The sequence below is a fragment of the Acidobacteriota bacterium genome, assembly GCA_035471785.1.
GTDB lineage: Bacteria > Acidobacteriota > UBA6911 > RPQK01 > DATIPO01 > JANQFM01.
This window is the reverse complement of sequence record DATIPQ010000038.1, coordinates 61,187-74,987: the sequence shown is the minus strand read 5'-3', so window position 1 is coordinate 74,987 and position 13,801 is coordinate 61,187. Positions and strand designations below refer to the sequence as shown.

General features: G+C 62.1%; 11 protein-coding genes and 1 tRNA gene. 5 read left to right on the top strand and 7 right to left on the bottom strand.

Translation table 11 applies throughout. From position 1 onward, the window contains the following. Window positions 1-132: 132 nt before the first annotated feature. Together VLU25_06050 and VLU25_06045 are read left to right on the top strand one after the other, a co-directional pair. Complete coding sequence (locus VLU25_06050; protein HSR67485.1) at window positions 133-1,224, top strand: HAMP domain-containing sensor histidine kinase; 1,092 nt, start codon at window positions 133-135, stop codon at window positions 1,222-1,224. A gap of 21 nt (window positions 1,225-1,245) precedes the next feature. Next, window positions 1,246-1,839, top strand: coding sequence for a response regulator (locus VLU25_06045; protein HSR67484.1), 594 nt, complete (start codon window positions 1,246-1,248; stop codon window positions 1,837-1,839). 63 nt (window positions 1,840-1,902) lie between these two features. On the opposite strand, the gene VLU25_06040 is transcribed toward VLU25_06045, so the two are convergent. Genes VLU25_06040 through VLU25_06030 form a run of 3 tightly spaced genes read right to left on the bottom strand, consistent with a single transcriptional unit; the run spans window position 1,903 to window position 6,904 of the window. Further along, on the bottom strand, window positions 1,903-3,138 hold the full coding sequence (locus VLU25_06040) for an ABC transporter permease (protein ID HSR67483.1): 1,236 nt from the start codon (window positions 3,136-3,138) through the stop codon (window positions 1,903-1,905). Between the two features lie 18 nt (window positions 3,139-3,156). Continuing rightward, entirely contained in the window at window positions 3,157-4,467 is a 1,311-nt protein-coding gene (locus VLU25_06035) for an efflux RND transporter periplasmic adaptor subunit (protein ID HSR67482.1), read from the bottom strand. A 19-nt stretch (window positions 4,468-4,486) separates the two neighbouring features. After that, entirely contained in the window at window positions 4,487-6,904 is a 2,418-nt protein-coding gene (locus VLU25_06030; protein ID HSR67481.1) for an efflux RND transporter periplasmic adaptor subunit, read from the bottom strand. A gap of 319 nt (window positions 6,905-7,223) precedes the next feature. On the opposite strand from VLU25_06030, the gene VLU25_06025 reads away from it, so the two are divergent. After that, window positions 7,224-8,246, top strand: a complete 1,023-nt coding sequence (locus tag VLU25_06025) for a hypothetical protein (GenBank protein ID HSR67480.1) — start codon at window positions 7,224-7,226, stop codon at window positions 8,244-8,246. Window positions 8,247-8,262: 16 nt separating this feature from the next. On the opposite strand, the gene VLU25_06020 is transcribed toward VLU25_06025, so the two are convergent. Both VLU25_06020 and VLU25_06015 read right to left on the bottom strand, forming a co-directional pair. Continuing rightward, window positions 8,263-9,348 carry a homoserine O-acetyltransferase gene (locus VLU25_06020; GenBank protein ID HSR67479.1) on the bottom strand — a complete coding sequence of 362 codons (1,086 nt, stop codon included), beginning with the start codon at window positions 9,346-9,348 and terminating at the stop codon, window positions 8,263-8,265. Between the two features lie 90 nt (window positions 9,349-9,438). Continuing rightward, window positions 9,439-10,287, bottom strand: coding sequence for a metal-dependent hydrolase (locus tag VLU25_06015; GenBank protein ID HSR67478.1), 849 nt, complete (start codon window positions 10,285-10,287; stop codon window positions 9,439-9,441). Window positions 10,288-10,653: 366 nt separating this feature from the next. Here VLU25_06015 and VLU25_06010 point away from each other — a divergent pair. After that, window positions 10,654-10,741, top strand: a tRNA-Leu gene (locus VLU25_06010). A gap of 466 nt (window positions 10,742-11,207) precedes the next feature. After that, window positions 11,208-11,525 carry an RNA-binding protein gene (locus VLU25_06005; GenBank protein ID HSR67477.1) on the top strand — a complete coding sequence of 106 codons (318 nt, stop codon included), beginning with the start codon at window positions 11,208-11,210 and terminating at the stop codon, window positions 11,523-11,525. Here the strand turns inward: VLU25_06005 and VLU25_06000 are convergent. Together VLU25_06000 and VLU25_05995 are read right to left on the bottom strand one after the other, a co-directional pair. Then, window positions 11,431-11,691 (bottom strand): DUF1572 family protein, encoded by a 261-nt coding sequence (locus VLU25_06000; GenBank protein HSR67476.1) that lies wholly within the window; start codon window positions 11,689-11,691, stop codon window positions 11,431-11,433. The genes VLU25_06005 and VLU25_06000 overlap by 95 nt on opposite strands. A gap of 100 nt (window positions 11,692-11,791) precedes the next feature. Then, on the bottom strand, window positions 11,792-13,696 hold the full coding sequence (locus VLU25_05995; GenBank protein ID HSR67475.1) for a RiPP maturation radical SAM C-methyltransferase: 1,905 nt from the start codon (window positions 13,694-13,696) through the stop codon (window positions 11,792-11,794). Between the last annotated feature and the right edge of the window lie 105 nt (window positions 13,697-13,801).

The window sequence follows — 13,801 nt, the reverse complement described above, 5'->3', positions numbered from 1 at the left end:
GGCTTTAGAGGTAATTCCCCGCCCACGCAAGCCTCCCGCCGAGAAATTCCCTCTGTTCACAGGGGGGTATGATTTAATGGCCAAGCGCCTTCTTTTCAACGCTTGAGGGCGCTCCGAGAAGTGGTGAACACCATGTACAAGCTACGTTTGGCGGCGTCGGCGGCCTGGGGGCGAGCGCTGGCCGCCTTGCGATCCCGGCAGTGGGAGATCCTGGCCCCTTCTTCAGAGGAGGCGGGGGAGGAGGAACACCTGCTGTTGCTGGAGGCATCCGAGCAGTTTCCGACCTGGCCGGGACTGCTGGATGAGGCCGTAGAGCGGGGCGTGCCCGTCCTGGCAGCCTTTCCCGCCGATCATCCCCAGGCGGCGCTCGGCTCCGGCTCGCTGCCGGCTCGCCGCCACGACTTCGACATGGAGTGGTTTCCCGTGGCCCAATGGGACGCCGAGACCCTTGCCCATCTCTCGCAGCGCCTGTGCTGCCGGGCCTCTTCGCTGCGCCGCCGGCAGCAGCTCAAAGAGCAACGCCTGCAGCAAAAGGCACGCGAAAGCCTAATGCAAAAGCTGGTCCACGACATGAAGAGTCCTCTCACCGTCATGCTCATGGACCTGGGCATGCTGGAGCGCTGGTGGGAGAAAGGCAACTCCGATCGCTTTCAAGTGGGCGTTGGACGCCTGACCCAAAACTGCGAAGAGTTGATCGGCATGATCCAGAACCTGCTCGACGCCAACCGGCTGCGCGAGCGGGAACTGAGGGTGAGCCTGGTTACGCTGGGCGTGGGGGCCGTGCTGCGGGAAGTGCTCGAGAACCCTCCCTCAAGCCTGGAGAAAAAGAACATCCAACTGCAATTGGATCTGCGCCACACCGAGACCTCGCTGGAGATGGACCCCTCAATCATGGGACGGGTGCTGGAGAATCTGCTCAAGGTGGCGGCCCGGGTGACGCCCAAAGGAGGCGGCGTCGAGGTCAGCGCCCGGCGGGTCGAGGAGCAGATGGAAATCAAGGTCGGGGTCAAGGAGGCATCCTTCGACGCCGATAAGGCGTTGGTGCTGCTGCAGCCCTACGCCCACGACAAGTGGAGAGCGCTGGGTGTGGACGCGGGCAACGGTATCGGGTTTAATTTCTGCCGCATGGCGGTAGAGCGCCACGGAGGAACACTGAGCGTAGAGAGCGCCCGCAGCGGAGTGGATTTCGTGGTCCGCTTGCCCAACAGCCCCAAGCAGCTTTAAAGGCGCCGCCTGAGGATCGCTATGAATGATGGCCACCGATTGTCCGTGCTGCTGGTCGACGACGACGAAGACCTGAGAGCCGCTTTGGCGGAATTCCTCCAGGATGAGGGATATCAGGTCAGCTATTGCGGTAGCTGCCGCGAGGCCAGAGAGCTGCTGGAAGACGCTGCCTATTCCTGCCACATGCTGTTGACCGACCTCAAGTTGCCCGACGGCGACGGGTTGGAAGTGGTACGCACCGCCAAGGCCAGTCAGCCCGACATCGTGGCCGCCGTCATGACCGGATACGCCTCGCTGGAGACGGCCCTCAAGGCCATCCGGGTGGGAGCCTACGACTACGTCACCAAGCCCTTCAATTTCGACGAGGTCGAGATCCTGCTTCACAACATGAGCGACAAGGTGCGCCTGGTTGAAGAGAACCGCCGCATCCACGAGCGCCTAGACGCACTCAACCGCAATCTGGAAGATCTCAGTACCATCCGCATGGAACTCTCCCGCCTCAACCGCACCCTCAGCGAAGGTCTGGAAGCCCTCAACGACCGTCTTGACCGGATGGCGGGGGAAGAGGAGGGAACGGTGGTGCGCAAGCTGCCTCCCTACCGCCAGGGCCACTAGGCGGCCAACATGTTCACACACGGGCCAAGTTCGGGAATGGCGGTGGAGGGAGTGTTCTTTCGCTTATTCGTAGCGCAAGGCTTCAATGGGCGAAATCCGCGAGGCCTGGCGGGCGGGGTAGATGCCGAAGACCAGTCCCACGGTGCTGGAGACGCCCACGCCCAGCACGATGGATAGCGGCGTTACGATGGTAGGCCAGCCGGAATAGGCCGAGACGAGTTCTGAGATTCCGTATCCCAGCGAGATTCCCAGCAGCGCTCCGGCCAGGGAAATGGCCACGGCTTCCATCACGAACTGACGGCTGACATCGCGCTGGCGGGCTCCCAGGGCGCGCCTCAGCCCGATCTCGCTGGTGCGCTCCAGCACTGAAGCCAGCATGATGTTCATAATGCCGATGCCGCCCACCAGCAGGGAGATGGAGGCGATGGCGCCCATGACGATGTTGAAGATGCGCTGGGTCTGCCGCTGCTGCTGCAGGAGGCGCTCGGGCACTACCAGGGAGAAATCGTCGATCTGCCGGTGCATGCTGGCCATCATTCCCGAGATGAGGGCGGCCTGGGTCTTCAGGTCCGCCGACTCCGGAATGCGCACCACCACCTCGTCCAACTCGTCCTCGAAGGGCTTCAGCTCGAACTTGCTGAGAAGGGTCTCCAGGGGCACCAGGATGTCATTGTTGGGATTGCTGACCTTGACCCCCTCGAATTCTTCCCGCTCGATGGTCTGGTCGGCCAGCACTCCGATGACGGTGAACCACTCGTCGTTGATCTTGACCTGCTCCCCCACGGCGTCGCTGACGCCGAAAAGCTTGCGGCGGGCGGTGGTACCCAGCACGCAGACCTGGTGGGCCTGATGTTCGTCGATGGGCAGGAAAAAGGCGCCTTCCACCACGCTTACGCTCGAGACGTGGGGGAAGAGGGCTCCGACCCCGTAAACGGCCGAGTCGGATTTCCCCTGAGCGGACACGATCTGGTAAGTCTTGAGCTTGCGCTTTCCCACGACCAGCGTCCCCGGCGGCAGGGCTCTCCTGAGGGCCTGCATGTCGCGCCGGCTCAAGCCCGGAGAATCCTGACGCAGCACCTTCAACTCCTCCTCTTCGAAGTCCTTGGCCTGCACGATGATGTTGCGAAGACCCATTTTCTGGATGACCGAGAGGGCCTCCTGCTCGGCGCCGGCGCCGATGGAGAGCATGGAGAGGACGGCCGCCACCCCGAAGATAATGCCCAGCATGGTCAGCACCGTGCGCAGCTTGTGGCGGGTCAGGTTGGCGAAGGCGATCTTTATGGCTTCAAGAAGTAACATCAGGACTCGACTCAGGCCTTACATGATCATGATGAAGCGCTGGCTGCTGCTTCGGGCCGGCGCACTGAAGTCAGGCAGGTGCAGTTTCTGGTCTTCGAAGGGGTGGCGGAGGGCCACCACCTCGCCTTCTTCGACTCCCTTGACCAAGTAGAATCCGTGGTCGCTCTCCAGGATCTCGATCTGGCGCTCCTGGAAATCCTGGCCCTGCTGGACGAAGACGAGAAAGTCCTTGTCTTTCTTGATCACGGCGCTTTTGGGCAAGATGATGGCGTCTTCTGTCTGCTGCAGGCGGATTTCGCCCTCCACCCGCATTCCGGTCTTCATCTGGCGCATGAGTTCGAGGGGCACGTCTTCCAGGAGCACGTGGCAGGTGAAATACTTGCGCGGATCTTGGCGGTCCACCTGCTGAGGCGCTTTGGCCAGTTGGCGCACCTCTCCCTGGAAGACTCTGTCGGGGAAAGCGGCAATGCGCAGCTCCACCTGGGCGCCCGGCTCGATGCCGCTGACCTCGGTTTCCAGCACCTGCAGTTCGGCCTGAAACTTGTAAAGCGCAGCCAGTTCGAGAAGCGGCATGCCTCCCCATACCTGAGAGCCCACCTCGAGTCGCGAGAAGCCTCTGCGGCTGTGAATGGCCACGCCCTGGGAAGGAGCCCGCAATTCCAGCGAATTGAGGACTTCCTGCGCGATCTCGACCTCCGACTCGGCGTTGTCGCGCTGGATCTGCAGGATCTGCTTGTCGGCCTGGGAGACGCGTCTGCGAATGGTGCCCTTGCTTTCGATGTTCTCTTTCTTGAACTCGGCCAAGGCGGCGCTGACCACCGACTCCTGAATCTCCTGGAGCGAGAAGATGGTCTCGTCGCGGCGGATCTGTCTTTGGGCGTAATCGAGCTCCAGGTCGGCCTCGTGGCGGTCCAGCTTGAGAATTTCTTCCTGGGTCTTGGCATCGCTGTCGGACTGCTCGATCTGCCGGCTGAAAGATGAAACCGTATTTCGGTTCTGCTCCAGAGCGATTTGGGCGTCGGTGTTGTCGAAGCGCACCAGCAGGTCGCCTTCGTCGACAATCGATCCCTCTTCGACAATCCAGGCCAGCTTGAGCGAGCTGCCGCGGATGCGGGGAGCCAGCATGGGGGTCGTCTCCAGGCCGGTTAATTCTCCGTGGGCCGGAACCCGCACCTCATAGGGCCGCGTTTCCAGACGCAGGGTCGGCACCGGTTCCTCCTGGGAGGGATCCAGGTAGGAAGTTACCCAGGCTTCCGCTTCGTCCTGCCAGAAATATCCGGCCGAGCCCAGGGCGAGCAGCACGATAAGGGCGACGAGGGCAGATCTCATGTCGGGTTGCCTTCCTCCTTCAAGGGGCCGTTGCGGCGGCTTGCAGAGGACGTTCGGCGACCTGGTCGCCCTCCTGCAGGCCCTCTTCGATAATGGCCACGATTCCGTTGTCTTTGCCTACCTTGACGCTGCGTTTGACGGCTCTGCTGCCGTCGCCTCGCACCCACACGTAAGAGCCGCCTTCTTCGTCGGTCTGAATGACGGCCAGAGGAACGGCGATGACGTCCTCGAAGCGCTCTATGGCCACCTCGAGGCGGGCGGCCATTCCGGGACGCATCCGCTCGGTGTCGACCTTGTCCAACTCCACGATGATGGGCAGGACCTTGGCGGTCTGGGTCGGCGAAACCTGGTTGAAGATGGTGCCGATTTCCACCACGCGTCCGCTGAAGCTGCGTTCCTGCAAGGCGTCAAGGGTCACTTCCACGAACTGGCCCAGGCGCAGCTTTCCGGCGTCCACCTCGGCCACCTGGCCTTCCACCCGCAGGGTATCCATGTCGGGGATGCCCAGGAAGGTGTCGTAGATGGAAACCTGGTCGCCTACCTGCTTCTTTTCGTTGTTCCAATTGGGACGATAGACCAGAACCCCCGAAATGGGAGCGGTGACGGTCAGGCTCTGGACAGCCTTTTGAGAGGCCTGGACCCGGGCCTCGTAGAAGCGGGCCTTGTCTTCCAGCGTCTTGAGCTGAAGCTGGGTGGAGGACTTGAGAGAAGCCAGTTTCTTTGCCAGGGCCTCCACCTTGAAATCGGCGAACTCGGCCTCGTGGCGGGCCTTGACCACCTCGCGGTTGGACTCGAACTGGCGTGCCGTGACCAGTTTGGTTTCGGCTTTCTCCTTCTCGACCTTGGCTTGCTCCAACTGCAGTTCCAGATCCTTGATCTGCAGTTGGGAATTGTTGCTGTGACGTTCGATCTCTTTCTGGACCCGGGAAAGGTCGCCCTGTTCCTGACGCAGGCGCTTGAGGAAGTCGGTGGGATCGAACTGCACCACGAAGTCGCCCTCCTCGACGGTGATACCCTCGGGAGCCAGGCGGGCGATCTTGTAGTTCCAGGAATGAGGCAGGGCCGGGGGACGGATGAAGACCGACTTTTGGGCCCGTAACTGCCCGCTGCCGCTGATGTTGAAGTCCAGATCATCGCGCTGGACGGTGATCCACTCGATCTCCTGGTGGCGATCGGACTGCACGCCCCCTCGGGGGGGACTGAGAACGTCTCCCGGCGAGAGATCGCCTTCCACCGCCAGCATGTCCTCCCCGGCCTCCAGCACCTCGACCTCGACCAAGCTGCCGTCGGAGGCCAGGCGGACGGTGGTTTTACCGTCAGGCTGAAGGATCAGGGCCGGGCGTGGGATGAGCAGCGACTCGGGACGCTCGAAGGGCATGCGTACGCGGGCCGTCATGCCCGGTTTCATGAGGTCGTAGTCGACTTCCTCCAACATGATCTTCATGATGAAGTACTTGAAGCTGGAATTGAAGCTGCGCGACTTGGCGGCCTCGGGGAGGGTGTGAAGATAGCCCTTGAAGACGTTTCCCGGATAGGCATCGAGAACGACTTCCACCGGGGTGTTCAGTTCCAATCCGCGTACATCGGGATGGTGAACGCGGGCTTCCACGACCATTTGCTCAAGGTTGGGCAGGTGAATCAGCCTGAAGCCCTTCTGCACCTGGTCGCCCGACTGGATCTTGCGTCCGGTGCGCCAGTCGTCGGCGTAGAGCACGATGCCCGGGGCCGGAGCCCGCACCTCCATCTGCTTCAGGTCGGTGACGATGCGCCGCAATTCCAGGTCGGCCTTCTCGTAGTCGAGGCGGGCCACAGCCATTTCCGCTTGGGCGCTCTCTTCCAGGTTGTGGAGGCGCTCGCGCGCTTTTTCCAGGGCCACCCCGGCCCGCTCCAGCTCGAAGCGCCTCTCTTCCAGCTCGCTGCGGGCGATGAGTCCGGGCTGGATATCGGCGTCCAACCGAGCCACTTTGAGATTTTTCTCAGCTTGAGCCACCTCCAGCAGGAGGTCCTGACGACGGGTTTCGATCTCGGCTTCCTTCTGGTCGACCTTAAGACGGGCCTCTTCTTTCTCTTTTTCTTTCTCCAGGCGCTCCAATTCCAGGTCGCTGGCGTCGAAACGCACCAGCACCTCGCCTGGTGCTACCTGAGTGCCCTCGGGAATCAGGTAGGTGATGGTGAAGTTCCAGATGCGGGAAACGCTGGGAGCCGTGACGACGGACGAGTTAAAGGCCTTCAGATCCCCGCTGAAGGTCTTGTACGAGGTCCAGGCCCTCTTCTCGACTTCGAGCGGCTCGCCTACACTTCTCTGGTCGTCCGAGGCCGAGCCCGCAAAGGAGGCCGCCATCCCGGCGGCCATCCCGGCTGTGGAGAGAAAGAGCAGGAGGGTCAATCGCTTCAGAGATTGTAGGCGCATAAGCATGACCACCCTTCGTAATGTCATCTTATCATCCAAGACTGTAGCCGATCACTGTCATAGCCATCAGCAGCGTTGCGGGAATTCGTCCTTTAGACGCAGAAGCGGGCGCAATGGACCAAAAAATCTGGCCCGCTGGGAGGCTGTCCGCCGTCCTGCCCCAAGTCTGGAGCGTTTCCTCGGGAATGAGTGATTTGACCGCCACAGGGTGAAATGACTCGCCCGCCCCGGGCACAGGCCTGCAAACGGTTGTCGAAAGGCGACTTTCGGGATGACATGGATGGCATGAGCCATGCACTCAAAAGTGGAGTGAGCGTCATGCTCTTCAACGGAGAGGAGGAATCCCATGTCCGCCACTGCATACATCGATTTCAAGAAACACCTGCGCTGGATTCTGTACGGAATGGTTCTGATGGGGTTCCTGGGCGCCGCCTATGCGCAACGGGCCCAGGACTGCGGAGTCTGCCATCGCAAGACTCATCGCGAATGGACCCGTTCAGCCCATTCCAAGGCTTGGTCCGGCGAGAATTTTCAAGCTCAACTGGAACGTTTTGGAAACGCCCGGTTCTGCTCCTCCTGCCACGCTCCTGAAACGGTCTGGAAGCAGGCCGATTTGATTCCCGACAAGGGCGAGGAGCCTCCTCCCTTCCAGGCTCTACTGGCCACGCGCGCCCCGGGACGCGAAAGCGATCTGGAGGACGGCGTTTCCTGCGCCTCCTGTCACTTCATCGAAGTGCTCCGTCCCAGCGGACACGGCAACGACTTCCTGGGGCCCTTTCACACCGATGCGGCCCATAGCGGAATCGAGGTCGCGGATTTCCGCAGCTTCCGCTTGTGCTCGGCCTGCCACGGCCGCGCGGCCGAGGACTATCGGCCCGGCGGTTCGCCTGATCCCGAGTTCCATCACGCCAATGCCCGCGCTTTTCAGTTCGCCTTCGGCAAGAGCGACTGCGGATCGTGCCACATGCCGGCCCGCCAGGAGCGCCTCGTGCAGTTCGCCTCCTTCAAGCATCTGCCGGAGCGGCAGGTGGGCGAACATACCTTTTCGGGCGAGCGTTACGACATGCTCCAGGAAGCCCTGGTGATGGTGCTGGAAGGCTCGACGCTGCGTATCACCAACGCCAAGGTGGGGCACCCGCTTCAGGTCTGGCCCACCAGCCGCTACCGCATTGAAATCGCCCGCATGGAGGGCGATACGGCCGTCGAGACCACCTCACGCGACTTGGATCAGGCGGCTCGATTGGAGTTGGGCGACACGGTGGAGGTGAGCGTCCCCTTTCCCGCCGGCGACCCGGGAGGAATCCGGATCAAGATCTTCCATCGGCGCGGCGAGGAGTCCGAAGTCGAAGTGGCTTCCCAGATCTTCTGAGCGGCAGCTTGCTATGCTAGGAGGCCAGGAATTCCTGGATGCGGGGCGTCATCCAGTCGAATTCCTTGAGGAAGGCATCGTGGCCGTAGAGGCTCGACATCTCGTCGTAGTGGGCTTTCTTGCCCACCGAGCGCAGAGCCTTGTAGATGCCTTCCTGCTCGTCGATGGGAATGAGCAGGTCTTGCTGGGTGCCGACGATGTAGGACTCGGCCTGCACCCGCGAAAAGGCCGCCGTCACGCTTCCGTAGCCGCGGGTGACGTCGTGCAGGTCCATGGCCAGCGACAGCCGCAGGTAGGTGTTGGCATCGAAGAGCTTGGGGGCCTTGCCGCCCTGGTGATTGAGATAAGACTCGAAGTCGAAGTTGATGCCTCCGATTGAGATGTTGTCTTCGTCCAGCGGGCGGCAGGAAAAGCGCTGGTTGAATTCGCTGCGCGAACGGTAGTAGATGGTGCCCAGCTCCCGAGCCAGCTTGAGTCCGCTGGCGGGCTGCTCGTCGTAGTATCCGTCCTTGAATTTGGGATCGGACATGATGGCCAGGCGGCCGATGCGGCGGATGGTGGCGGTGTAGGGACGCGTCCGCTCGGTGGCGGCCAGTGCGATGATCTTGGCGGCGCGGGAGGGATGGTGCACGGCCAGTTCCAGGGCTTCCATGCCTCCCAGGGATCCGCCGGCGGCAGCCTGCACCCGGTCGATGCCCAGGTGGTCGAGCAGACGGGCCTGCACGTTGACGATGTCGCGCACCGAGATGATGGGAAAGTCGGCGGCGTAGGAGCGTCCCGTGGAGGGGTTGAGGGAGGGCGGTCCGGTGGTTCCGTAGCATCCTCCCAGCAGCGAGGCGCAGACGACGTACCAGCGATCGGTGTCGAAAGCCAGTCCCGGACCGATCATGGCCTCCCACCATCCCGGCTTGGGGTCGGCGGCGCTGGAGCGGGCGTGAGAGTGGGCCGAGAAGGCGGGCAGGATGAGGACGGCATTGTCGCGCTCGCCATTGAGGCGTCCCCAGGTTTCGTAGGCGACTTCAATGGGCTGCAGGCGCGAGCCGTACTGCAGTTCAAGCGGCCTTTCATCCTTCCAGATCCGCGCTGCCGGTAGTTTGTTCATGGAGGGCCGTCGTTTTTGCCTTTGAGCCTCGGAACGCTCAGTCTACCAATTGGGAACTCAGTGTGGGACGCAGGGCGGGAGGAGCCGGTTTCAGCGGGGCGCCTCCAGTTCCACCACGGCGCCGCCGAAACCGGTGCCCGGCGTCCGCCTGTAGCGGGCGTCCATGATGTAGACCCGGTCGGTGCGGGAAGCGTGTTCCACAACCACCCAGGGAAAGCGGGCCCAGTTGACCAGCCCGCACACCTGGGGCTGCTGGAAGGCGCGGCTCACGCTCGGAGTCCGAGGCGGCTTGGGAATCAGCCGGGAAGCCATTCGCAGGCGCGGTTCGGCCAGTGGATAGAAGGTGCCGAAACGGTAGCCGACCGGGGTCTGCACCACTACGTCGCGCAGCAGGAAATTCAGGGGGACGGGCGAGGCCATCAGTTTCTCCACCTCTTGACCGCCTGCTGCCATCTGGCTGAGGGCCGTCGATTCGGCCCAGGCGGTCACCCCCCGGTTTAAGAAGATGTAGACGAGCGCCAGCGCCAGGGCCGCTGCTGCCGCCCGAGGACGCGCGAGGGCCTGGGGACGCAGCCAGTCCAGCACCACCAGGGCCGCCATGGCCGCCAGCCAAAGAAGCTGAAAGGGAAGCTGCCCGCGTTCCGGTCCCAGAACTACGGCGGCCGTGGCCAAGATCGCCAGGAGCGTCCACAGCAGGGCGGGCCATCGGCTGCTGCGCGAACGCCGCAGAAAGAGGAATCCCCCCAGGATCGCCCAAATCCAGACGTCGACGATAAAGAGGGTATCGCCGTAGTACCAGGTGCCGTCGAAAGGCATGAGCAGGCGCACTCCGTAGTTGTTGAGCCAGTCCAGCGCGGGATGGCTGAGGAATCCCAGGTAGCTGAGGCCCACAACCCAGCGCCGGTCGAGCCGCGCTTGATGTCCCAGCAGGCGGGCCAAGCCGATGACCCGCCAGCAGCAGGGGCATCACCAGCATGGCCAGCACCCCGTGCGTCCAGCCCCGGCGCACGTAGAGCGAGAGGTCTTGACCGATGAAGTAGCAGATCCCGTCCACGTCGGGCAGGTTGGCGGCCACAATCAGGGTGGCGCGGGAAAAGGCGGTCGTCCCCCTCAACCCCGTCTCCCCCATCGCCGCCCCCACAAAAGTGTGCGTCACCGGGTCCATGCGGCCTAATGTGCCTTCTCCGCCCCACGGTCGTCAATCGGCGTTTTTTCCAGTCAGCCACTTAACAAGTGCATCGGATTCCTGTACACTTCTCCTTTGCCTTGGGGCCGCGGATTCTGCCGCGGCTTCGCCAGTCACGTGCCGGAGTGGCGGAACTGGCAGACGCGCTGCGTTCAGGGCGCAGTGAGGTTTACCCTCGTGGGAGTTCGAATCTCCCCTCCGGCACCATCCCCAATCTCCCCCTGCCGTCCCTCGCCAAAGCTGAATTCGCACATCGCATGTCGGACTTCGCGCTTGCGCCTGGTAAGGTGCGCATTCGGCCGCCTTGGCCCGCTACCTGCCAGCCCGGCAGACCTCCCCCACCCGCTGCAATCGCCGCGCTGCCGGCGACAAGAGGTCTCGCGCTCGCCGCCAGGCCTTCTTTTTTGGGGGCCGCGAGTTCATTTTCTTGGCTGACGGCGGCTGATTGTGCTATTCTCCAGGCTGTTTTAAGGAGTGTAGCGCTTTGCTGACCTGATGGAGGATGAGGCGCCGCGGACTTCCGCAGTTTTCCCACCGAGACCAATTCACTACACATTAGTGCTTCACGAAACCGATTTGCCGGTGTCTGGATATCGAGGAGGTAGTAGAGTCAGGGTCCTCTGATCGAGAGCCACCGAAAGAGCGCTCATGCTTGAGCGCGAGAGAAACAGGAATGACAAAGAGAATCTACGTTGGAAACCTGCCCTTCAGCTCTGATGAAGACGAAGTCAGGGATCTTTTCGAGGCCTACGGAGAAGTCAACTCCGTTCACATGCCTACCGACCGCGCTACGGGTCGACCTCGCGGCTTCGCCTTCGTCGAAATGAGCGAGGAAGATGCTGATGCGGCCATCGAGGAACTCAATGGCCAAGATCACGGCGGACGCGCTCTGACGGTCAATGAAGCCCGTCCCCGCAGCGACCGCGGCGGAGGGGGCGGCCGCGGTGGAGGCGGAGGAGGCCGCGGAGGCCGTCGCGGCGGTCGTTGGTAGCCAGCGTCCTGACGGCGCATCGGGGCCGGGAACGCGATATCGTGTAAGTCTCCCGGCCCCGCGCAGCCGCTTGGCCATGAAGAAGGATCTGGCCTGCGTGAGAAGCGTAGTGGGCCAGTTGGCGATTTCGGGCCTGCATGACCGAGATTTCGTCTCGTCGTGTCAAGTTCCGCGATTTGCGGAAGAAGTGAGGGCGAAAAGGAAAGCCCCGGTCCAAAAGCGATTGACCGGGGCCTGGAGCTGGCTATCGACTCAAGCGGCCGCCTTCAGGCGACATACTCGGATCGCTCGCTTTGAATGATGGGAAGGACGACGTCCAGGGAGCGTTGTCTCCTGCGCGCCATTTGTTCGGCCGCCTCGATCAGGCTGGCCGAGGCCGTGGCCAGCGGCACGATGCGCTCGTCCACGATGACGGCCAGATTGGAGTCGAGCATCCACTGCAGTTCGTCCTTGCGGGACAGAGGATGCTCGGTCAAGAGGTCGATGGTCTGCTCCCAGTTGAAGAACTGGACTTGCCGCTGGTCTTCCAGAGGACGAGTGTCCATGAGCATGTAGTACTCGCGCGACAGGGGAGTGACCTCCAGCAGCGGACGCGGTTGCTCGGGCTGGTTCCATTTCTCCTGCCATTTCCTGATCTCGTTGCGGATCTCGACCATCAGGTCCCTGTTGCTCATGGCATCGCTCTGGTAGTCGCCGAAGAAATGGTAGGAGATCTTCATGGCGTCGGCCCCCTCCGGCAGGAACTCTTCCAATCCCGGCCAGGGGTATTTGCGCGTGATTCCGTATTTTTCGGAATTGCTGTGGTAGGGACTGAAGCGGTCGAGACTGAGCCGGTAGAAGCCGTTGGGAGGCTGCAAGTGGCTGAGGAAGGGAAACAGCGCCATCGTCTCCAGGTAGTCGCTCTTCTTGTCGCCCGGGAATCCGAAAAGCAGGTTCCAGTTGACGCCCAGGCGCACCGAGCGGGCGTAGCGGAGCAAGGCGATGTTCTGTTTGGCCTTGACTCCCTTGTCCATGCGGCGCAGAAGCGAACTTGAGAGCGCCTCGATCCCCGGCTGAATGACGGCAACGCCGGCCTCCTTGAGCGACCTGACCTGGTCGAGGGAGAGATTGGCCTTCTGCTCGTAGAACATGTGCACGTCGGAGACTTCCTCGGGCATGCGCGGAATCAGCGACTTGAAGAAAGTGTAGGGCATGATGTTGTCGACCATGCAGACCCGGTTGGTGGGATGCTTTTCCAAGAGCTGATTCAACTGGCTGATGACCACGTCCGGCGATTTCTCGCGGAAGGTCAGGGTGCCCCCGTTGATGCCGCAAAAGGTGCAATGGTGCTTAGCTCCCCACCAGCACCCGCGGCTGGCCTCGTAAGGAAGCCAGACGTTGTTCTTCCTGTCTTTTTTGACCACCGACTCGTTGGAGAGAAAGGATTCGTACTGGGAATAGAACTCGGAGAAGTCGGTAATGGGGACGCTGTCCAAATCCATGCAGGGCTTGCCCTGAATGATGGGCTCCTCAGGCAAACGCTCCTCCGATGCAGCCTGCAGAAACTCGGGGAACGTCACTTCGCTTTCCCCCGAGAAGATGTAGTCGATGCTGGCCTTCAGGCTGAGGATGCCGTGGCCCATTTCGCCCTCGCAGTTGGCCCCGCCCAGCAAGGTGACGGTTTCCGGCGAGCGCTCCTTGATTCGGTTGAGCAGCGCAACGCTGGCCGCGGTCTGCTCGAAAGTGGTGGTGGCCCCCACGAACTTGAACCCGATCTCGGCCACTGCATCGGCTATCGCCTCGGCCCAGGGTTCCGCTTTCGACTCCAGTTCCTTGTATTTGTCCAAGGTGAATTTCAAGTCCGGATGCTGAACGCTGTCCTGCCAGTAGACGTCCCAGTCGAAGTCCATCTTTCGCCCCAGAGGCGGGACGCCGTAAGCGCTGCGGGCCCAGAAGCGTTCTCCCAGAAAGCCCGCCATGGGAGCGTAGCAGATGGCGGAATAGAGAAGGTCGCCGATGTGCTCGGCCAGGAGCAGGTTGGCGTAGAGAACGCTCACCCGGAAGCCCGCCTCCTTGGCGCAAGCCTGCAAGACGTGAGATCCCAGCGAAGGGCGGTCAAGGCCCGCAAAAGGCGGCACGATGATCAAGGCGTCATTGGGCTGCAAGATGTCCTTAAAGTCATATTTCGGCATCGAGTCTGTCCTCCTGTGGCGGAGACGAAGCAATAAGCGTTCAAAAAACGCCTGAAACCGGACGGGCAAGGCGGACCTCCCGGATCATCGCCCGGGAAGTGTCCT

Bases quoted from the DNA above. Each gene is read 5' to 3' on its own strand.
- VLU25_06050 (HSR67485.1), top strand. From the start codon at position 133: ATGTACAAGCTACGTTTGGCGGCGTCGGCGGCCTGGGGGCGAGCGCTG.
- VLU25_06045 (HSR67484.1), top strand. From the start codon at position 1,246: ATGAATGATGGCCACCGATTGTCCGTGCTGCTGGTCGACGACGACGAA.
- VLU25_06040 (HSR67483.1), bottom strand. From the start codon at position 3,138: ATGTTACTTCTTGAAGCCATAAAGATCGCCTTCGCCAACCTGACCCGC.
- VLU25_06035 (HSR67482.1), bottom strand. From the start codon at position 4,467: ATGAGATCTGCCCTCGTCGCCCTTATCGTGCTGCTCGCCCTGGGCTCG.
- VLU25_06030 (HSR67481.1), bottom strand. From the start codon at position 6,904: ATGACATTACGAAGGGTGGTCATGCTTATGCGCCTACAATCTCTGAAG.
- VLU25_06025 (HSR67480.1), top strand. From the start codon at position 7,224: ATGTCCGCCACTGCATACATCGATTTCAAGAAACACCTGCGCTGGATT.
- VLU25_06020 (HSR67479.1), bottom strand. From the start codon at position 9,348: ATGAACAAACTACCGGCAGCGCGGATCTGGAAGGATGAAAGGCCGCTT.
- VLU25_06005 (HSR67477.1), top strand. From the start codon at position 11,208: ATGACAAAGAGAATCTACGTTGGAAACCTGCCCTTCAGCTCTGATGAA.
- VLU25_05995 (HSR67475.1), bottom strand. From the start codon at position 13,696: ATGCCGAAATATGACTTTAAGGACATCTTGCAGCCCAATGACGCCTTG.